This window comes from Mesorhizobium sp. 113-1-2, from assembly GCF_016756475.1.
GTDB lineage: Bacteria > Pseudomonadota > Alphaproteobacteria > Rhizobiales > Rhizobiaceae > Mesorhizobium > Mesorhizobium loti_C.
Genome location: NZ_AP023242.1, coordinates 5,329,394 through 5,349,273 on the forward strand (window position 1 = coordinate 5,329,394; position 19,880 = coordinate 5,349,273).

Sequence of the window (19,880 nt, forward strand, 5' to 3'; positions counted from 1 at the left end):
CAAACGGCCGACATCGAAAGTAAATCTGCCAAGATTGAAAGGCTTCGTCCAGTGGACTTGCAATTGTCGAGGCGTATTGCCAGTGTCGGCGCCGAACCGCAGGTTGCAGGGGAGCGAGCGGGTGACAGTTGCACAGCCGGTAGACGCCGAATGGCTGGCCAAGGTGCACAAGCAGCTGCTGTCGGACGATTCGATCCAGTTTGACCTGCCGACGCTGGTGCAGCCCACGCCGCCGGAATGGCTGAGGCCTTTTCTGGACGCATTGGCGAAGATCGGCCCTTACATGATCTATCTGTTCTGGGGCGCTGTGATCATCGGTGTCGCGGTCATTGCGCTGCTCGTCGCCCTCGAAGCGAAGGGGGTCGCCTGGCGGCTGCCGTGGCGGCGCGCTCGCAAACAGCCAGAGGCGGAAGAGGCCTGGCGCCCGGACGCAGCGACGGCACAGATCCTGCTCTCCGAGGCCGACGCGCTCGCCGCGCGCGGCGACTATGACGAGGCGGTGCATCTCCTGCTTCGGCGCAGCGTCGCCGACATTGCGGGGCGGTTGCCCGACTTCCTACGACCGTCGCTGACGTCGCGCGACATTGCCACGGCCCCATCGATGCCGTCGCGGGCGCGCCAGGCCTTCAGCGAGATCGCGCGCATCGTCGAAGCCGCCCTGTTTGCCCGCCGGCCGGTCGGTGCCGAGGGCTGGCAGCAGGCACGCGGCGCCTATGAACGCTTCGCCTTCCGGGATGCCTGGGCATGAGCGCACCGGCGGCCGAGGCAGCGCAGGAACCGTTCAGCCGAAAAACCCTGTTCTGGGGCATTTTTGCCAGCCTGCTCGCGGCGGCGGGCTTTTTCCTGCTGTCGACCTACGCGCCGGACTTTCGCCAGCCGGAAGGTGGCGGCACGCCGGTCTCCAAGGGCGGTTCAGGCTATGCCGGGCTCGTCGAATGGCTGAAACTTGCCAATGGACAGTGGCCGCCCATGGCCCGCAGCGAGGAGGCTCTAAGTTCCGGCCTGGCATCGCGTTTCCTGCTGATCGTCACCATCGCGCCGAACAGCGACCCGGCCGCGCTGGCAAGAATCATCAAGCTTCGCTCGGGCAAGGCCACGCTGTTCGTGCTGCCCAAATGGATCACCTTGCCGCAGCAGGCGCACGAAGGGTGGGAAATGAAGCTCGAGCGGCTGCCTGATACGGTTGTCAACGACTGGCTCGGCCGCATCACCAAGGCAAAGCTCGGTGAAGGCGACAGCACCATAAAACAACTTGATGTCGAAGGCCGTACAGTCGCCGCGCCCGACGAGTTGCAGTGGGTGGCCGACGACCACCCCCTGATCGCGGCGGGTACCGGCAGGGCGGTTCTCTCCGAGCTCGACAAAGAGCCGTTCTACATCCTGACCGACCCGGATCTTATCAACAATGCGGCGTTGAAGGACCCGCAAAAGGCGGCGGCGGCACTCGACATGATCGCCATGCTGGAGCCCGGCAAGGGCGCGGTGATGTTCGACCTGACACTGCATGGCATCGGGCAGAAATACGATCTGGCGAAACTCCTGGTCGAACCGCCATTCCTGGCGCTGACGCTGTCGGTTCTGGCGGCCGCTGCACTTGCCTTCCTGCACGGGCTCGGCCGGTTCGGACCGCCGCGCACTGAGGCGCGGGCGATTGCCTTCGGCAAAAGGGCGCTGGTCGACACCACTGCGATGCTTTTGAAGCGCGCCGGGCGGATCGAGGAGCTTGGCGACCGTTATGCGGCGCTGATGCGTGCGCGTGCCGGCGCATTGCAAGGCGCGCCGCAAGGCTTGCCTGGCGAAGCGCTCGACCGCTGGCTCGATTCCCGCGACCACGGCGAACCGCAGGGTTTCAGCCGTCGCTACAAGGCCACGAACGAAGCCAGGACTCTGGCTCAAATGCATGAAGCAGCGCAGGAGCTGCATGACTGGACGACAAGGAGGCTCGGTGAACGTCGATGATGTGAAGGCCCTGGCGACCGCGATCAGGGAAGAAGTGGGCAAAGCGATCACCGGGCAGCACGACACGGTCGACCTGATGCTGACGGCATTGTTCGCCGGCGGACATATTTTGCTGGAAGGCCCGCCGGGAACCGCCAAGACCATGACCGCGCGATGCTTCGCGCAAGCACTTGGCGTCGCCTATGGCCGCATCCAGTTCACGCCAGACCTGATGCCTGGCGATATCGTCGGCTCCAACATCTACAATTTCCAGAGCGGACAGTTCACGCTGACGCGCGGGCCGATCTTCTGCGATCTTTTGCTTGCCGACGAAATCAACCGTACGCCGCCGAAGACGCAGGCGGCGCTCTTGGAAGCCATGCAGGAGCATGCCGTCACCTTCGACGGCACCACGCACGCGCTCAGCCAGAACTTCATGGTGGTGGCGACGCAGAACCCGATCGAGCATCAGGGCGTCTATCCCCTGCCCGAAGCCCAGCTCGACCGCTTCCTGTTCAAGCACCGGGTAAGCTATCCCGATGCACAGGAGGAACGTGCCATCATCGTGCATCACGGAGGCGGCTCCGCCTCGCACGACATCAAGCAATACGGCATCAAGGCGCAGACCGACCGCAAGACGCTGGAGGCAGCACTTGCCACGGTCGGCGATGTCACGCTGGTCGACGATATCGTCGGCTACATCGCGGCCCTTGTGCGCGGCACGCGCGAAAGCCCGGATCTGGAGGTTGGCGCCAGCCCTCGCGCCGGCGCCATGCTGGCGCGTGCCGCCCGCGCCAGGGCAGCGCTCGACGGCCGCGCCTATGTCATTCCCGACGACGTCAAGGCCCTCGCGGTGCCAGCGCTGCGCCACCGCGTCATCCTGTCGCCGGCGGCGCAGATCGACGGACGGCTGGTGGAGCAGATCGTCTCGGACCTTGTCGACCAGACGGCAGCGCCCCGTTGATCTACCCAAGCGGCAAAGCGGTTTGGGCAGCGGCGGCGGGTGCCATCCCCGCCTTCCTGATCGCGCTTGCGCTGCCCTCCTTCTGGTATCTCGGCCTGTTGTGGATCTGCATTCTGCTCGCCTTCCTGGCGGTCGACGCGGCGGCCGGGCGCGGGCGCGCCTCGCTCAGCGCCAGTCTCTCGGCGCCGCCGCAGGTCGGCGTCGGTGGGCGTTTTACCGTGCATGTCGCGGCCAGCCTCGGCCAGCGGGCGCGTATGTTGCAAGCGCGCGTCGGCCACGATCAGCGTGTGGAGCCGGTCAACCGCACAGGCGGCGCGTTGCCGGCGAACGGTGGCACGCTCGATCTCGAATTCACGGCACGCAGGCGCGGCATTGCCAGTTTCGACCGGATCTGGCTGCGCTGGAACGGTCCGTTCGGGCTGATCTGGAACCAGGTCATCCTGCCGATGGACCGCAAAGTAGCGATACTGCCCGACATCAGCAGCGCGCGCGATGAGGCGATCACCTTGCTGCAGCGCTCCGCGCTCGCTGACGGCCACGCGCAAAGGCGGGCCGGCCAGGGCCGCGAGTTCGAGGCGCTGAAGGACTATCAGCCAGGCATGGGCCGGCGGATGATCGACTGGAAGCGCAGTGCGCGTCACGGCAAGCTTCTGGCGCGCGAGTTCAGGGTCGAGGAGAACAACAACATCGTGCTGGCGATCGACAGCGGGCGACTGATGTGCGAGCCGGTCGACGGCGTGCCGAAAGTCGACCGGGCGGTAACGGCAGCGCTGTTGTCGGCCTTCATTGCGCTCAAGGGCGGCGACCTCGTCAGCCTGTTCTCGTTCGATGCCAGGCCGCGCGTCTCGAGCGGCGCGGTGCGTGGCTCGGCGAGTTTCATGATGATCCAGAAGCGTGCGGCCGAGATCGACTATTCCAGCGAGGAGACCAACTTCACGCTCGCCCTGACGACATTGGCGGCCAAGCTCGACAGGCGCTCGCTGGTCATCGTCTTCACCGATTTCGTCGATCCGATCAGCGCCGAACTGATGCTGCGCACCGTCGGCCGGCTGACCGAGCGGCATCTGGTTCTGTTCATGCTGATGAAGGATGTTGAGCTGGAGACGCTGGCCGACATGAAGCCCGAGACGCCGGAAGATGTCGCCCGCTCGGTCACCGCGGGCGGCCTCCTTCGGGAGCGGCAAGTGGTGATCGGGCGGCTACGGCTGCTTGGCGCGCATGTGATCGAGGCCGACCACCAGCGGCTCGGTCCCGCACTGGTCGAGCGTTATATCCAGCTCAAGGAGGAGAACCTCTTATGACGCTGCCCGCCGGCACCGATGCGGTACGCCAGTCGCTGGCAAGCTTCCGCCAGGAGCGCGAGGCCGACTGGAAGGCGTTCGAGGCGCTGCTTGCGCGTGTCGAAAAACGCGCGCCACGTGCGCTTTCGGAAGACGAACTGCTGTCGCTGCCACTGCTTTATCGCTCAGCACTCTCCTCGCTCTCCGTGGCGCGCGCAACCTCGCTCGACAGCGCGCTGATCGCCTATCTGGAGGCACTTAGCCTGCGCGGCTATTTCTATCTCTATGGCGCACGGCGCGGCCTGAGGCAGCGTGTGGGCGATTTCTTCCTGCGCGACTGGCCGGCGGCGATCCGCGATCTGTGGCGCGAGACCTGGGTCTCGGTCGGACTGACGGTGATCGGCGCGATTGCCGCCTACTGGCTGGTGGCCTCCGACAGCCGCTGGTACGACGCCATCATTGCGCCGAGCCTCGCCGGCGGGCGCAACCCCGACTCGTCGGTCGAGACGCTGCGCAGCGTGCTTTATGACAGCGGCGGCGACCATTTTCTGTCCGGCTTTGCCGCCTATCTCTTCACCCACAACACGCAGGTGGCGATCCTGGCTTTTGCACTGGGCTTCGCTTTCGCGGTGCCCAGCGTGCTGATCATCCTGATGAACGGATGCATGCTGGGCGCGCTGTTCCAGGTCTACGCGGCCAAGGGGTTGGGCTTCGAGCTCGGCGGCTGGCTGTCGATCCACGGCACGACGGAATTGTTCGCCATCGCACTGGCGGGTGCGGCAGGCATGCGGATCGGCACGCGCATAGCCTTCCCCGGGGAACTGACCCGGATGGCGGCCGCGGCCCAGGCCGGGCGGGTGGCGGCGACCGCCATGGTCGGTGTCATGATCATGCTTCTGTTTGCCGGCCTGCTCGAAGGCATCGGCCGGCAGACGATCAGCAGCGATGCGACGCGCTACGCCATAGGCGGCGGCATGCTGGCGCTGTGGATCGCCTATTTCTACCTGTTCCGAATGGTGCGGCATGGCAACGGCTAGAAACCCTGCGGCGCTGATACGGCCCCTGGTCACGCCGGAGGGAGTCGATCTCAGGGTCAAGCTGGCCGACGCCGGCACACGGGCTGCGGCCTTCCTGCTCGATGTGGTGATCATCGTCGCTGCCGCCATCGCGGTTACCCTCGTCATCATCTTCGGCCTCGGCGGCCTTGGCGTGAAGGAGGCGGAGCCGCTCTTCATCGTCTGGATGATCTTCATCTTCCTGCTGCGCAACGTCTATTTCATCGCCTTCGAAGCGGGGCGGCGGGCCGCGACGCCCGGCAAGCGGATCGTCGGCGTGCGGGTCGCCTCGCGCAGTGGCGCGGGTCTCACCATCGATCAGGTCATCGCGCGCAACCTGATGCGCGAGATCGAGGTTTTCCTACCGTTATCGATCATCGCCGCGCGCGGCGGCGCCGGTGTCGCCGACACGCTGTCGACGATTTTCGGCCTGGTGTGGGCGCTGCTGTTTTCGCTGTTCCTGCTGTTCAACCGCGATCGCTTGCGCATCGGCGACCTGCTGGCCGGAACCTGGGTGGTAGAAACGCCGAAATTCAAGCTGGTCGAGGACCTTTCGCAGCGACAAGACCCGATTGCCAAGCGCTTCCATTTCAGCCCGGCGCAGCTAGACGCCTATGGCATCGCCGAGCTGCACAAGCTGGAGGAAGTGCTGCGCCGCGACGACTATTTCGCGATGAAGGCCGTTGCCGAGACCATCGGCGGCAGGATCGGCGCCAAAGTCGAGCCGATCGATTCAAAGGCCTTCCTCACCGCCTATTACGGCGAGCTCAGGGCGCATCTCGAGCGCAAGCTGCTGCTCGGAAACCGGAAAGCGGATAAGTACGCGCGGTAGCGCGTGACCAATTTGACCTGCACTACCCCAGCCACTTCTCATAGTCGGCCACCAGCAGGTGCACCGGGGCGACATCCTCGTCGATGTTGGAGAAGCGGCCGATCGGCTCGCGGAAGACGTTGTCGGTGAGATCGTCGTTGACGGTCGACACCTCGCCGATCAGCACGTCCTTGCCCTCGGCCCAGAAGGCGTGCCAGACGCCGGGCAGCAGCGTGACGCTCTGGCCCGGGTCGAGCTTCAGCAGACCGCCCGCCGGCAGCCGGTGGATGGTTCCGTCGACAGGCACCGACACTTCCGCTTTTGGGTCGATACCACCGTCGCGATCGTGCATGAACAGTTCCAGCACCAGCTTGCCGCCGCCACGGTTGATGATGTCCTCGGCCTTGATGTTGTGGCGGTGCATGGGCGACAGCTGGTCCTTGCGCGAGATCATGATCTTCTCGGCATAGAGCATGCCCATGCCCTTCTTCATGTCCTCGTAGCGGCCGTTGCGCACGGTGAACAGGAACAGGCCGAGCTCCTTGAATTTTTCCTGGCCGTAATCGGTGATGTCCCAACCGAGCCGCGAGGTGTAGATCGCCGAGGAATCGACCTGGCGCGCCTTCATCTCCTCCGGCGACCAGTAGGCGAAGGGCGGCATGATGTAGCCGAACGAGCGGATGAAAGCGTCGGCTTCGCGGATGATGTCGTTGATGGCGGAGCGTTTCATGATCATGGTCCTTCGTGTCGACTTTTTCGACAAATCGCATAGCCGAACGCCGCTGCGGTGTCGATCCGTCTTGCCGCCTGGCTCGCGCTTGGCAACACGCGGATGGCCCACCGATCCGGTCCGCTGGCCGCGTGACATCACGCGCTTTCAAGCTCATAAACCCTGCGAATTCTCACAGGAATAGAAGATGCCGACGATCCACGACCTCGATACGCCGTCGATCCTGATCGATGCCGCGCGCGCCGAAGCCAACATTGCCCGCGCACAGGCTCATGCCGACAGAAACGGCCTGAAGCTCAGGCCGCATATCAAGACGCACAAATTGCCCTATTGGGCGAAGAAGCAGGTGGCCGCGGGCGCTGTCGGCATCACCTGCCAGAAGATCGGCGAGGCCGAAGTGATGGCCGACGCCGGGCTGTCCGACATTTTTCTGCCGTACAACATTCTGGGCCGCGCCAAACTGGAGCGGCTGAAGACGCTGCACGGCCGCGTAACCCTATCGGTGACGGCGGACAGCACGGAGACGCTGGAAGGACTCGCCGCGACTTTCACCGATGCCGGGCACCCCCTGCCCGTGCTGGTCGAATGCGACACCGGCATGGGCCGCTGCGGCGTGCAGACGGCCGATGAAGCGGCTGCACTGGCAAGGCTGATCGACAGTGCCGGTGGCCTCAGTTTCGGCGGGCTGATGACCTATCCGGCGGCCGGCCGCGCGGCGGAGGCCGAAGCCTGGCTCGCCGGCGCCAAACAGGCGCTCGCCGTTTCGGGTCTCGCCTGCGAACGCATCTCCAGCGGCGGCACGCCTGACATGTGGCGCTCCGCCGATGCCTCCGTCGTCACCGAATACCGACCCGGCACCTACATCTATCTCGACCGCTATCAGGTCGCCAAAGGCGTCGGCACCTTGGACGATTGCGCACTGACGGTGCTGTCGACGGTGGTCAGCCATCCAACGGCAACGCGCGCCATCCTCGATGCCGGCAGCAAGGCCTTATCCAGCGACACGCTCGGACTGAAGGATTTTGGCGAGCTGCTCAGTGCTCCCGACGCCAGGGTCACCGGGCTCAGCGAAGAGCATGGCACCGTCACGCTTTCCGGTGGCGCGAAGCTGCGCATCGGCGAGCGCGTGCGCGTGGTGCCAGACCATTGCTGCGTCGTCACCAATCTGTTCAACGAGGTCAACCTGATCGACGGTGAGACCGTGCTGGAGACACTCCCGGTGGCAGCGCGGGGGAAAATGGGATGAGTGGCCCACCCTTCTCTCCCTGTGGGGAGAAGGTTAAGCCCGCTCCGCCTGCCGGGCCGCTACCCGCCGCATGGCGATCACCCGGCGGCGGCGGATTTCGGTGCGCATGGCCATCAGGTGCAGGGCGAAGAACAGCATCGTGAAGCCGACAGCCATGACCAGCAGCGGCCAGAGCAGGCTGGGATCGATGGTCGGGCCGCCGAGGCGGAACACCGAGGCCGGCTGGTGCAGCGTGTTCCACCAGTCGACCGAGAATTTGATGATCGGGATGTTGATGAAGCCGACCAGCGTGATGATGGCGGCGGCCCAGGCGGCGCGGCTGGCATCGTCGAGGGCGCGGGTCAGCGCGATGATGCCGAGATACATCAAAAACAGCACGAAGACAGAGGTCAGGCGCGCGTCCCACACCCACCAGGTGCCCCACATCGGCTTGCCCCAAATCGAACCGGTGATCAGCGCAAGTGCTGTGAAGACGGCGCCGATGGGAGCCGCCGATTTGAGCGCAACATCGGCCAGCGGATGCCGCCAGACCAGCGTGCCAAGGGCCGACACCGCCATCAGCGTGTAGCACATCATGGCGAGCCAGGCGAAAGGCACGTGGATGTACATGATGCGGACGGTGATGCCTTGCTGGAAGTCCTCGGGCGCGGCGAAGCTCATATAGAGGCCGACGACAATGACGAGTGCGGCGATCGCCGCCAGCCACGGCACGACCTTGTCGGCCAGCGCGACGAAGCGTGTCGGGTTGGCAAGGTCAATCCAGCCGCTCAGGCGTGAAGTCGTGTCGCTCATGCGCCTTTACATAGACCGCCGGCGCGATCGGGGCAATCGAGCGGCGGTGTCGCAGGTGCGTAAGGTCTTCCTTCTCCCCTTGTGGGAGAAGGTGGATCGCCGCGTAGCGGCGAGACGGATGAGGGGTGATCCAGCGGAGTGAGGCGTTGAAGACCATAGTCTTCCGGCCAATTTGGATGCGGATGCCAAGCTGGAACACCCCTCATCCGACCTCGCTTCGTGAGGCCACCTTCCCCCAAAAAGGGGGAAGGAAGAACCGTCATCAGATCAGGCGGCCTCGCCCTGCACGGAGCGGCTGAGGCGGCGGACTTCCTCGTCGTTGAGCAGGCCGCCGGCGCGCAGCAGGCTGGCGAAGCGGCCGTTGCGCAGCGACAGTTCGGCGAAGCCACCCATTTCGACCACCCTGCCCTTGTCCATGAACACGACCAGATCGGCGTCGCGAACGGTGGTCAGGCGATGGGCGATGATGAAGGTGGTGCGGTCGCGCCGCAGCTCATCGATCGCTTCCTTGACGCGATCCTCGGTCTCGACGTCGAGCGCGCTGGTCGCCTCGTCGAGCACCAGGATCGGGGCGTCCTTGAGCACGGCGCGGGCGATGGCGATGCGCTGGCGCTCGCCGCCCGACAGCTGGCCGCCGCGCTCGCCGACCACCGTATCGTAGCCATTGCTCTTGGCCAGGATGAAATCCTGCGCGGCCGCCGCGATGGCCGCGGCATGGATCTCGTCATTGCTGGCTTCGGCGCGGCCGACACGGATGTTGTCCTCGATCGAGCGGTTGAGAAGCCCGGCGTCCTGGAACACGGTGGCGATCGAATGGCGCAGCGACTTGCGGCTCACGGTGCGGGTGTCGATGCCGTCGATCAGGATACGGCCGCTGGACGGCGAGAAGACGCGCTGCAGCAGGTTGATCAGCGTCGTCTTGCCGGCACCCGTCGGTCCGACGATGGCGACGGTCTGGCCGGCCTGGACCTCGAAGGAGACGTCGCTGACGCCCTGCCCCGAATTGGCGAATTCGAAGCCGACATCCTCGAAACGGACATGGCCAGTGACGTTGGTGAGATCGCGCAGGCCATCCGGCTCGGCGGCATCGGCGGCCGAGTCCTCGAGCTTGTAGAACTCCTCGAGCTTGGCGCGGGCTTCCGAAATCTGGTTGGCGAAAGCCGACATCTGGTCCAGCCGCGAGATAAGCAGCGTGGCAAAGCCGGTGAAGGCGATGACATCGCCGATCCGCAACTGGCCATGGGTGACCAGATAAGCGCCGATCAGAAGCACCACCATCATCGAGATCGTCGACGACAGACGATTGAGCGCATTGGCGATGGCCCACCAGTCGAGCACCGGGTTTTGCGCATCGAGCAGATTCTTGACGTAGCAGCGTAGCGTCTCGGCCTCATGGCCAAGTCGGTTGTAGCTCTGGAGAACGGCGACGTTGCTGACGGAGTCCGTCACATGCGCGAACACCTTGTGATAGTGGCGCTCAACGGCCGCCTGGCCGGCCTTGGTCCGCTTCATCACCAGCCGGCCGATGCAGACATAGAGCACGCCGAGCACGAGCAGCACCATCGACATGCGCACGTCCATGGCGAGAGCCGTCGGCACCAGCAGAACCAGCGCCACCGCTGTCGACAGATGCTGGCGCATGAATTCGAGCCACAGGCTGAACAGTGTCTCGACCGCGCGCAACAGCGTGTGCAGGGCGTTGGAGGTGCCGCGCTGGTGGTGCCAGGCGAGCGGCATGGTGATCACGCGCTCGAAAGACTCGCAGAGCACTTCGCTGCGGCGGGCATGCGCGAAACGGTCGGCGCCGCGCGACACCAGAACGACGGCCAAGACATTGAACGCGCCGAGGCCGGCCCAGACGGCGAGCGTCGAAAACACCGAACCGTGATCGGAGATGGCGTCGATAACCCGGCCGAACATGATCGGCTCGAGGATGGCAACCATGGCCAGCGCGACATTGGCGCCGCAAATCAGCGCGACGCGCTTCTTGTCGGCGGCCAGATACCCCAGCGCTCTCCAATAGATCTGCAGAAGTGACACTTCAGCTACTCCGCCAACTCTCTATTGTGCCCAATACCAATATTGTGCACTGCACCATTCCTTGACACGTAACGGTTGATGCGTCGCAAAACAATGCCCGTCTATCGCTTCCGTTCCCATTTAGCGAACAAAACATGACGACGATGCGAAATCTGACGTGATCACCTAACGGTTTGAGATAAAAGGTGAAATGCCAGCCTTGCGGCAAAATCATGGCAGCGGCCGAGCACTGCCACATTTTTAATCACGACCGTATTGCAAGGCTTAATCGGGAGGCATCTTGCCGGCGCAGTGACGTATCGCGCGCAAGTAACGAGACGCAGAGTCGCGCGTCCGAAGGACGCGCGAACAAGCAACCCAAGCTGTTGATTTTACCCCGGTATCTTGACCACGATCTCGGTCTGAGTGCCGGCTTTTGGTTCGAATGAAGCGGACTTTGTTTTCGAACCATCGACTTCTAGCGAGATCGTCTTGGTCTTTTTGTCGCGAATGACCTGAACCTTGATCTCTGCACCCAGCATCTTGAGCGTGGCGTGGTAGCCGTCCCAATGGCTGGGCAGTTTCGGCCGGAACGTGATCTGCTTGCCGCGCCGTTCGATGCCGAGGATACCCTCCACCGCCGCACGATAGAGCCAGCCCGCCGAGCCGGTGTACCAGGTCCAGCCGCCGCGCCCGCCCTTGTCGTCTCCGGCATAGATATCGGCGGCGACCACATAGGGTTCGACGCGGTATTGCTCGGCCGAAGCCTCGTCGTACGCATGGTTGACCGGGTTCAGCATCGAGAAGCAGCGATAGGCTTCGTCGGTCTGCCCCATCTCGGCCAGCGCGATGACGAACCACGTCGCCGCGTGGGTATACTGGCCGCCATTCTCGCGCACGCCCGGCGGATAGCTCTTGATATAGCCGGGGTCTTTCTGCGTCTTCGAGAAGGGTGGCGTGAACAGCTTGACGATCTTGAGCTTGTCGTCGACGAGCAGGCTGGTCGCCTGCTGCATCGCCGTCGTCGACCGCGCCGGGTCGCCCTCGCCCGAAAGCACGCTCCAGGACTGGGCTATGGAGTCGATCCTGCACTCTTCAGATGTACGCGACCCCAAAGCCGTGCCGTCGTCAAAACTGCCGCGGCGGTACCATTCGCCGTCCCATGCCGTGCTCTCCAGCGCCCGCTTCAGCGCCTCGGCATGCTTTGCCCAGGCCTGCGCGCGCTTGCTGTCGCCTTCGCTCTTGGCGACGGCGGCGAAGTCGCCAAGCGTCTTCAGCAGGAACCAGCCCAGCCACACGCTCTCGCCCTTGCCGTGCTCGCCGACGCGGTTCATGCCGTCGTTCCAGTCGCCGCCAAGGATCAGCGGCAGGCCGGCCGGGCTGCTGCGCTTGATGGCGAGGTCGAGCGCACGCGCGCAGTGGTCGTAGAGCGACACCGTCTTCTTCGAGATTTCCGGAGTGAAGAAGGCATCGTGCTCGCCCTCGCCCAGCGCCTGCCCATCGATGAAGGGCAGCTGCTCCTTCAGGATGGCGGCGTCGCCGGTGACACTGAGATAGCGCGCCGTGGCGTGGGCCAGCCAGACCACGTCGTCGGAGATCATGGTGCGCACGCCGGCTCCGGTGCGCGGCAGCCACCAGTGCTGCACGTCGCCTTCCGGGAACTGCCGCCGCGCGGCGTTGAGGATCTGGTCGCGCGCCAGCGTCGGATCATGCGCCAGCAGCGCCAGCGTGTCCTGCAACTGGTCGCGGAAGCCGAAGGCGCCGCTTGCCTGATAGAAGGCCGAGCGGGCGCGGATGCGGCAGGCAAGGCTCTGATAGGGCAGCCAGTGATTGACCATGGCGTCGAGCGCCTTGTCCGGCGTCTCGACCTGGATGGTATCGAGGAACGCGCGCCACGCGCGCTCGTTGTCGGCCAGGCGCTGGTCGAAATCCTTGCCCCGATGCGTCTGCACCAGCGCGCTCGCCTGCGCGGAGGTGTCGGCATCGCCGAGCAGCCAGAGCAGCGTGACGTCGCCGCCTGCCGGGATCTCGACGTCGCGGGCGATCGCCGCGCAAGGGTCGTCGCCCGCCTCGACACGGCCTGACAGTGCCGCGCCGGTCAGCACCGCCTGCGGCAGTTCGCTGGAGCCATGCCGGCCGAGGAATTCGGAGCGATCCGTTGTCACCGAATGAACAGCGGCATCGGCGGCGAGGAACGCCACGCGCTCGCTGAAATCGAGCCCATAGGGGTTTTGCGCCAGCAACGCGCCGGTCGCCCTGTCGCGCGACGGCACGATGGTAGCGGCCGTGCGCGACCGATGCCCGCCAAGCACCCATTCGGCATAGGCATAGACGCGCAGCCGCGCCGGCACCGAGCCGGAATTCTGGATGCGCAGCCGCGTGATCTTCACCGGATCGACGGGGTCGACCACATGGGTCAGGTCCATCGACAGCGGCCCACGCTTCGAGCGGAAGGTGGAGAAGCCCTGGCCATGCCAAGCCTCGTAGGTCATCGAGGGATCGCGCACCACCGCGGCGATCGGCGAGAACGCCCTGCCGCTGGCCTGATCGTAGATATAGACGCCCTCGCCCGGCCGGTTGGAGACCGGATCGTTCGACCACGGCGTCAACTGATAGTCGCGGCTGTTGCGGCTCCAGGTGAAGGCCGCGCCCTCGGCGGACGTATGGAAGCCGAACGAGGCGTTGGAGACGACGTTGATCCAGGGCTGGGGTGTGGTGCGCCGGCCGGCCAGACGGACCACATAGTGCCGTCCGTCGCCGTCGAAACCGCCAAAGCCGTTCCATTGGCTGAGGCCGGTGCCATCGGCACTGACATCCGCCACGGCCTGCGAGGCGAATGCATGCGCCGTGTAGGCCGGCGCTGGAATTTCGCGCAGCGTCGGCAATCCGGTGGGCAGCAGAGCGTCGCGCGCCTGCAAGGCGGCCGCCTCGGCCCGCTCGATCTGATCGAAGATGGTGCCGTTGCGCGTATGCAGCACCACCCGGGCGACGGCGAGCAGCGTCTTGTAGGTGGTCTCTTCCATCAGGTCGCGGCGCACCGCGAAGATGTGCTGCCGGGGGCCAAGCTCCTTGCCGCGCAAACGGCTGTTTTCGCACAGCGTCTCGACCGCGCGCTGCAGGTCCTGGACGTAGGACGATGCCTGCTCGTTGACGACGACGAAGTCGATCATCATGCCGCGGGTGCGCATATACTCCTGGAAGCGTAGCGCCTGGGCAACGATTTCCAGATCGGCGACGTCGCCGATCCTGACCAGGAAGATCGGGAAATCGCCCGAAATGCTGGTCGGCCACAGGCTCGACTGCTTACCAAGGCCCGAAGCGATGGATTCTGCCGGCAGGCGAAGGAACGCATCGGGATAGATCAGATAGCGCGCCAGTTTCTGCACGTTGGCGGCATCGGTCAGGCTGAGCCCCATATGGCGGGTCTGCACCTGGCTGCGCGTCCAGGCAAGCATGGCCTGGCGGGCAAAGCTCTCCTGATGGTCGAGGCGGTTTATAGCCTCTTCCAGTTCCGGGCGGTTGGTTCCGACCACGGTCCAGAAGGTCAGCGATATTTTCTTGTTGGCGGGCACGCGCACCTGACGGCGCAGCGAGGCGATGGGATCGAGCGTGAAGCCGGAATGGCCGCCGAGCCTGGCGCCCGGATCGAAGGCGGCGGCATCGGCGATCGAGCGGCCACGGCCGATGAAGGCGCGCCTGTCGGTCTCGGCCTCGGCATCGCGCGCCGGTCCGGACGGATCGGTGACGAAATGCGCCAGGGTGATATCGGGCTCGCTGGTTTCACGCTTGCGGCGCGTGGCGAAGATCGCGCCGTTGTTGGCGGCGATTTCGGTCTCCACGAACATCTTCGAGAAGGCCGGATGCGCGTTGTCGGAAGCCTCCGAGCCCAGCACCAGTTCGGCGAAGGACGTCACTTCGATGTGACGATCGGATGTGCTCTCATTGTAGAGCGTGATGCGACGGCCTTCGCCATTGCCTTCGGAAACGACGATACATTCGACCTCGGAGCGCAACGTGCCGACCGATTTGACGAAGCTCGCCTTGTCGTCGGAGAACAGGGTCTGCACCTTCTCTTCGGCGGCGCGCTTGGGCTCCGCCGTTGCCGACCACCAGTCTCCGGTGCTGACGTCACGCAGGAAGATGTAGGAGCCCAGACGGTCCTCTACTGGATCCGGCTGCCAGCGGGTCACCGACAGATCGCCCCAGCGGCTGTAGCCAGAGCCGGTCGCGGTGACCATCACCGAATAACGGCCGTTCGACATCACATTGGTCGAACGCAGCGCCCGCAGGGGGTCGAGCACGATGCGGGTGTCGGGGCTCTCGGTCTCGGTCTCGTCTTTCGCGCGCTCGTCCGCTTCGGTTCTGACGGTCGCGGTCGGGATGTCGCGCGGCGCCCTCTCCTGCAGCAGGAGTTCGGCCGACTCAATTACAGGATCGCTGTGGAAACGGTCGCGCAGGCGGCCCTCGAAGATCGCGTCGGCGACCGCCGCGATCGACATGCCCGAATGGTGCGCATAGTAATTCAGCACGACCGCGTGGTTGGTACCTTCAGGCACGCGCTGCGGCGTGAAATCGACCGCATCGTAATAGCCATGCGGGCCCAGCGCACCGATCTCGCGCAGACGCTCAAGATTATGCACGGCTTCACGCGGGTTGAACTGCGCCGCCAGGATGGTCGCGTAAGGCGCGATCACCGTGTTCTGGCCAAGACCGCGCTTCAGCCCAAGCCCAGGCACGCCGAAATTGGTGTACTGATAGGTCAGTTCCCGGTCGCGGGCGTTATACGCCGCTTCCGAAATGCCCCACGGCACGTTTTTCTGACGGCCGTACTGCATCTGGCGCTTGATGATCAGCTTGCTGGTCTGGTTGAGGATCGAGCCTTGCGGCTCCTTCATCACCAGCGGCGGCATCAAATACTCGAACATCGAGCCCGACCAGGACATCAGCGCGCCCTGGAAACCGATCTCGACGATCGGGCGGCCGAGCCGGAACCAGTGCTCGGTCGGCAGATCGCCCTTGGCGATGGCGAACAGGCTGGTCAGCCGCGCCTCGGAAGCAAGAAGGTCGTAGCAGCTTTCGTCGAGCTGGTGCTCCTCGACGCGGTAGCCGATCGACAGCAGCTTGCGTTCCGGCCGCAGCAGGAAGGCGAATTCCATCTCGAAGGCGAAACGGCGCGTGCGCTCGCGCAAGGTCAGGAGCTTGGCGCGCAACGCCTCGACGGCATTGTCGTCGCTGTGGGCGTCGTGAACATGTGCCTCGCAGGTTGCCTCGAGCCTCGCTGCCCAGTCGACGATGACATCGCTCTGGGCCGATGCCGCCTCGGTGTGGATGGCGGTCGCGAGCTTGCGAATTTCGCCCGCCAGCACAGCGAGATTGATGGTGCGGATCGAGGCCATTTCCGGCTGCGCCTTGATCGTTTCGACGGCGCGCCGCATGCCGTCCAGGCGATCGACGAGACGCTGGCGCAGAGGCCTGAGCTGACGACGGTCGTCGGGCAGCTGATCGAGGCTTTCGCTCAGAATGGTGACCGTGTCGAGGATGCCTTCGAAATCGCCCTGGAGGTGCACGGAAGGCGCTTCCGCCCATTCGGCGCAGGCAGCCGCCACCGCTACCAGGTGGCCGGCGAGATTGCCGCTGTCGACGGCCGAAATATAGAGCGGATAGAGCGGCTTCAGCGTCGTGGTGTCGTACCAGTTGAAGAGATGGCCGCGGTGGCGCGGCATGCTCTCGATGGTCGTCATCGTGGCGTCGATGCGGGTGATGGCATCGGACAGGCTGATCCAGCCGAAATCGCGCGCCGAAACGACCGACAGAAGGTAGACGCCGACATTGGTGGGCGAGGTGCGCGGCGCCACGACCGGCGCAGGACTTTCCTGGAAATTGTCCGGCGGCAGATTGTGATGCTCTGCCGTGACGAAGCTCTCGAAATAATGCCAGGTGCGCCGCGCCACGGTGCGCAGTGCATGGATGTCGGCCTGCGATATGCGCAGCCGGTCCTCGGTTTCGGCCGAGCGGCTGATCCAGCTGGCAATCGCCGGCGAGCCGATCCAGAAGAGGGCGAAGAAGAAGGCAACGAAGGCGCCGGTGGAATCGGCCAGCACCGGAATGGCGAGGCCGACGAAGCCGATGATCACGGCGCCATACATCATGCCGTAATAGGAGCCGACATCGTTGTCGCCGGCCTTGTGCGCCTGGGAAGCGGTGCGCCATTCCAGGAGGTTCTGGCGGCTGACGAACAACCGGTAAAGCGTGCGCACGATCGCGTCGCCCATCATCCAGGCGTTGTGCGCCATCAGCACGATCTTCAGCGCCACCATGGCGGTGCCGAAGGCGACGTCGCGTGCCAGTGCCGAGAAATGGCCGCGCGGCGTCTGGTCGCCGCTCTTGGGCAGGATGGCGTTGACGACGTCGAAGGTCGGCGCCATGAACAGGCTGAGGATCAGCAGAGCCTGCCATTGCGCGGCCTGCGTGAAGGGCAGCAAGGTCCAGCCGGCGATCGCCGCCATCACCCAGAAGATCGGCGTCAGCGAGCGGCGCAGATTGTCGACCATCTTCCAGCGCGACAGAGCCGGAACGCCGGAGCGCGGATCGAGGATGAAGCCCAGCAGCTGCCAGTCGCCGCGTGCCCAGCGATGGTGGCGCGAGGCGTCGACCGAGTAGCGGGTCGGGTAGTCCTCGACCAGCTCGACGTCGGTGACAAGTGCTGCGCGCGCCAGCGCGCCCTCGAGCAGATCGTGGCTGAGGACGGTGTTTTCCTCGATGCGGCCTTGCAGGGCGGCTTCGAAGGCATCGACGTGATAGAGGCCCTTACCGGTGAAGGACCCGTCGCTGAAGACGTCCTGATAGAGGTCGGAGACGGCAAAGACGTAGGGGTCGAGACCGCGATTGGCCGAGAACACACGCTGGAAGAACGAAGCCTCGTCGCCTGATGTCAGCGACGCGGTGATGCGCGGCTGCAGGATCGTGTAGCCGGCGGTAACAACACGTTTGGTGGCGTCGAAATGCGGGCGGTTGAGCGGGTGGCAGAGCTTGCCGACGAGGCTCGCCACCGCATCGCGGGTGGTGCGCGTGTCGGCGTCGAGCGTCATCACATGGACGACTTTTTCCGGCAGCGGCACCTCGAGCGGCAGGAAAGTGGTGTCGCTGTCGCCACGCAGCAAAAGGTCAAGCTCATGCAGCTTGCCGCGCTTGCGCTCCCAGCCCATCCAAGCCCCTTGGGCGGCATTGTAGAGCCGGCGGCGGTGCAGGATGTAGAAGCGCGGCGCGCCTTCGGAGGGATAGCGGGCGTTGAGACGGGCGATCTCGGCGCGGGCATATTCGAGGATCTCGGTGTCCGCCGCATCGATCTCGATCTTGCTGTCGGGCCAGTCCGACAGCAGCGCGAAATAGATCTCGTCCACCAGATTGGCAAGGTAGTGCACTTCGAGGTTGCGGATGTTTTCCTCGACATCGTCACGCGAGCCGATCAGCGACGGCACAACCACCAGAGTGCGCGCCTCGGGCGGCACGCCGTGCCGATAGTCATAGCCGATCAGCCGTGTCGGCTTGAGGAACAGCGAGACCACGGTGTTGAAGAAGGCCAGCGCGCCCTCGCTCGCCGGCACGGCAAACAGCGCCAGCATCACGACGATCGAGGTCACCGACAGGCCGAGATGGGCCAAGGCATTGCCGGTGAGGCTAAGAAGCAGCGCCGTCAGGGCGAAGACCGGCAGGACGATGCCCAGCCATCCGGTCTTGGCGAAGGTCCGCTTGACCGTCTGGCTGATCGTTGGCCGATAGTCGATCGCCTTTTCCAGTTCCAGCCGGCGCGGGCCGACGAGGAAGAAGCCGACATCGGTATGCGCGGACGGAGCCGGAGCGGAATCGTCGCCATCGCCAGCCGATGCGTGTTCGCTGGCGGCGTGTTCACTAGCGGCTTGGCCGGCCAGTTCGATCGCCTTTTCGGCGACGCGATATTCCGACAGGTTCGAGCGGCGCGCCAGTTCCTCGATCGCTGTGCGGTATTGATCGCGCGAGAAGAAGTCGAGCGCGGCGAAATCGGTGCGCTCGCGCAGCACGGTGTCGATGCGGCTGACGCCTTCGAACCACACGGTCCAGTCGACGTCGTTGATCAGGCGCAGGCCGCGGATGATGTTGCCGGTCGTCACGTTGCCGCTGGACAGCGTGTGATGCTCGGAGATGATGATCTCCTCGGCATCGGAGCCGGTCTTTTCGAGCTCGCCTTCCAACCACTCCAGGGCTTTGCCGGCATTCTGCGATCCATCGCGTAAGCGATAGAGAAGCTGCGTGGCAAAGGTGGTGTCCTGCGCATGCGCACTGAAATTGGCCAGGATCGCCTGCCGGTCGGCGCTGTCGTCGGTTGCGAGAACCTTGTCAGCCACATCGTTGGATATCTGGCGCATCTGGCGGGTGCGATTGACCCTGACGGCCAGCCGGCGGAGATTTTCGATCAGCACGAAGCGCAGAAGCGACGGCAGCGCCCAGAGTTCACCGATCTTCAGCGGCTCGACCGACTGGAACCCCTGGACGATCGCCTTGAACATGGTCGCCGAGACGGAACTGTCCGAATGCGCCACATAGGTCCAGGCCAGCGCAAGAGCGCGCGGAACGGTGCCGCCATTGGGCAGTTTCAGCGTCGGCAACTGGCGATAGAAGCGGCGCGGCAGGTCGCGCTTGACCTGGAAAATGGTCTCCTCGACCAAATAGTTGTTGTCGAGCAGCCATTGCGCGGCCGGGGTGATCGTCTCGCCCTTGGCCTGCGCCGCATTGGTCGATCGGTAGACTTCGAGGATCTTCTTGGCGCTGTCGCGGATACGGGCCTGGAAATCGAACGGGATCAAGCCGAACAGGTCGGCGAGATCGCCTTTTGCCAGGCTTTCGCCGAGCAGCCTCAGGCGCTCCTCGGGCAGGAATGTCGACCGTATCGGCTCTTCCGTGATGGCCGGAAAGCTCGCGCTTGTCTTCTCGATCTGGGCAGGATTCGTCTGAATATTCATTGAAAATTCCGTAAGCGGGCACTCAGCGGCGTCACCGCCACGGCAATGG

Annotated in this window: 11 protein-coding genes; 7 read left to right on the forward strand and 4 right to left on the reverse strand. The window is 64.7% G+C overall.

Annotation, left to right across the window (positions count from 1 at the left end):
* Window positions 1–121: 121 nt before the first annotated feature.
* The 6 genes from JN279_RS26050 to JN279_RS26075 are packed head-to-tail and all read left to right on the forward strand — an operon-like array spanning window position 122 to window position 6,069.
* Complete coding sequence (locus tag JN279_RS26050) at window positions 122–748, forward strand: DUF4129 domain-containing protein (RefSeq protein ID WP_202350630.1); 627 nt, start codon at window positions 122–124, stop codon at window positions 746–748.
* Window positions 745–1,959 carry a DUF4350 domain-containing protein gene (locus tag JN279_RS26055; protein WP_202350631.1) on the forward strand — a complete coding sequence of 405 codons (1,215 nt, stop codon included), beginning with the start codon at window positions 745–747 and terminating at the stop codon, window positions 1,957–1,959. The genes JN279_RS26050 and JN279_RS26055 overlap by 4 nt, the downstream gene beginning before the upstream one ends.
* Window positions 1,946–2,902 carry an AAA family ATPase gene (locus JN279_RS26060; protein ID WP_202350632.1) on the forward strand — a complete coding sequence of 319 codons (957 nt, stop codon included), beginning with the start codon at window positions 1,946–1,948 and terminating at the stop codon, window positions 2,900–2,902. Before JN279_RS26055 ends, JN279_RS26060 begins: the two co-directional genes overlap by 14 nt.
* Window positions 2,899–4,203 carry a DUF58 domain-containing protein gene (locus JN279_RS26065; RefSeq protein WP_202350633.1) on the forward strand — a complete coding sequence of 435 codons (1,305 nt, stop codon included), beginning with the start codon at window positions 2,899–2,901 and terminating at the stop codon, window positions 4,201–4,203. Before JN279_RS26060 ends, JN279_RS26065 begins: the two co-directional genes overlap by 4 nt.
* Window positions 4,200–5,219, forward strand: coding sequence for a stage II sporulation protein M (locus JN279_RS26070; protein ID WP_202350634.1), 1,020 nt, complete (start codon window positions 4,200–4,202; stop codon window positions 5,217–5,219). Before JN279_RS26065 ends, JN279_RS26070 begins: the two co-directional genes overlap by 4 nt.
* A complete protein-coding gene (locus JN279_RS26075) occupies window positions 5,206–6,069 on the forward strand; it encodes an RDD family protein (protein WP_202350635.1) in 864 nt (287 codons plus the stop codon). Before JN279_RS26070 ends, JN279_RS26075 begins: the two co-directional genes overlap by 14 nt.
* A gap of 22 nt (window positions 6,070–6,091) precedes the next feature.
* Here JN279_RS26075 and JN279_RS26080 read toward each other — a convergent pair whose 3' ends face one another.
* The gene (locus JN279_RS26080; RefSeq protein WP_096459153.1) at window positions 6,092–6,778 is read right to left on the reverse strand and encodes a D-lyxose/D-mannose family sugar isomerase; all 687 of its coding nucleotides are present in this window, start codon (window positions 6,776–6,778) and stop codon (window positions 6,092–6,094) included.
* Window positions 6,779–6,965: 187 nt separating this feature from the next.
* Here JN279_RS26080 and JN279_RS26085 point away from each other — a divergent pair, with 187 nt between their 5' ends.
* A complete protein-coding gene (locus JN279_RS26085) occupies window positions 6,966–8,024 on the forward strand; it encodes a D-TA family PLP-dependent enzyme (protein ID WP_202350636.1) in 1,059 nt (352 codons plus the stop codon).
* Between the two features lie 33 nt (window positions 8,025–8,057).
* Here JN279_RS26085 and JN279_RS26090 read toward each other — a convergent pair whose 3' ends face one another.
* From JN279_RS26090 to JN279_RS26100, 3 genes are all read right to left on the reverse strand, one after another.
* Window positions 8,058–8,816 (reverse strand): heme ABC transporter permease, encoded by a 759-nt coding sequence (locus JN279_RS26090; protein ID WP_202350637.1) that lies wholly within the window; start codon window positions 8,814–8,816, stop codon window positions 8,058–8,060.
* A gap of 267 nt (window positions 8,817–9,083) precedes the next feature.
* Window positions 9,084–10,856: a glucan ABC transporter ATP-binding protein/ permease gene (locus JN279_RS26095; protein ID WP_202350638.1), complete on the reverse strand. Its 1,773-nt coding sequence runs from the start codon at window positions 10,854–10,856 to the stop codon at window positions 9,084–9,086.
* A gap of 371 nt (window positions 10,857–11,227) precedes the next feature.
* Window positions 11,228–19,831 carry a GH36-type glycosyl hydrolase domain-containing protein gene (locus tag JN279_RS26100; RefSeq protein WP_202350639.1) on the reverse strand — a complete coding sequence of 2,868 codons (8,604 nt, stop codon included), beginning with the start codon at window positions 19,829–19,831 and terminating at the stop codon, window positions 11,228–11,230.
* Window positions 19,832–19,880 lie beyond the last annotated feature (49 nt).

Excerpts from the sequence above, each read along its gene's own strand:
- JN279_RS26070 (WP_202350634.1), top strand. The coding sequence starts at position 4,200 with ATGACGCTGCCCGCCGGCACCGATGCGGTACGCCAGTCGCTGGCAAGC.
- JN279_RS26090 (WP_202350637.1), bottom strand. The coding sequence starts at position 8,816 with ATGAGCGACACGACTTCACGCCTGAGCGGCTGGATTGACCTTGCCAAC.
- JN279_RS26055 (WP_202350631.1), top strand. The coding sequence starts at position 745 with ATGAGCGCACCGGCGGCCGAGGCAGCGCAGGAACCGTTCAGCCGAAAA.
- JN279_RS26085 (WP_202350636.1), top strand. The coding sequence starts at position 6,966 with ATGCCGACGATCCACGACCTCGATACGCCGTCGATCCTGATCGATGCC.
- JN279_RS26080 (WP_096459153.1), bottom strand. The coding sequence starts at position 6,778 with ATGAAACGCTCCGCCATCAACGACATCATCCGCGAAGCCGACGCTTTC.
- JN279_RS26100 (WP_202350639.1), bottom strand. The coding sequence starts at position 19,831 with ATGAATATTCAGACGAATCCTGCCCAGATCGAGAAGACAAGCGCGAGC.
- JN279_RS26075 (WP_202350635.1), top strand. The coding sequence starts at position 5,206 with ATGGCAACGGCTAGAAACCCTGCGGCGCTGATACGGCCCCTGGTCACG.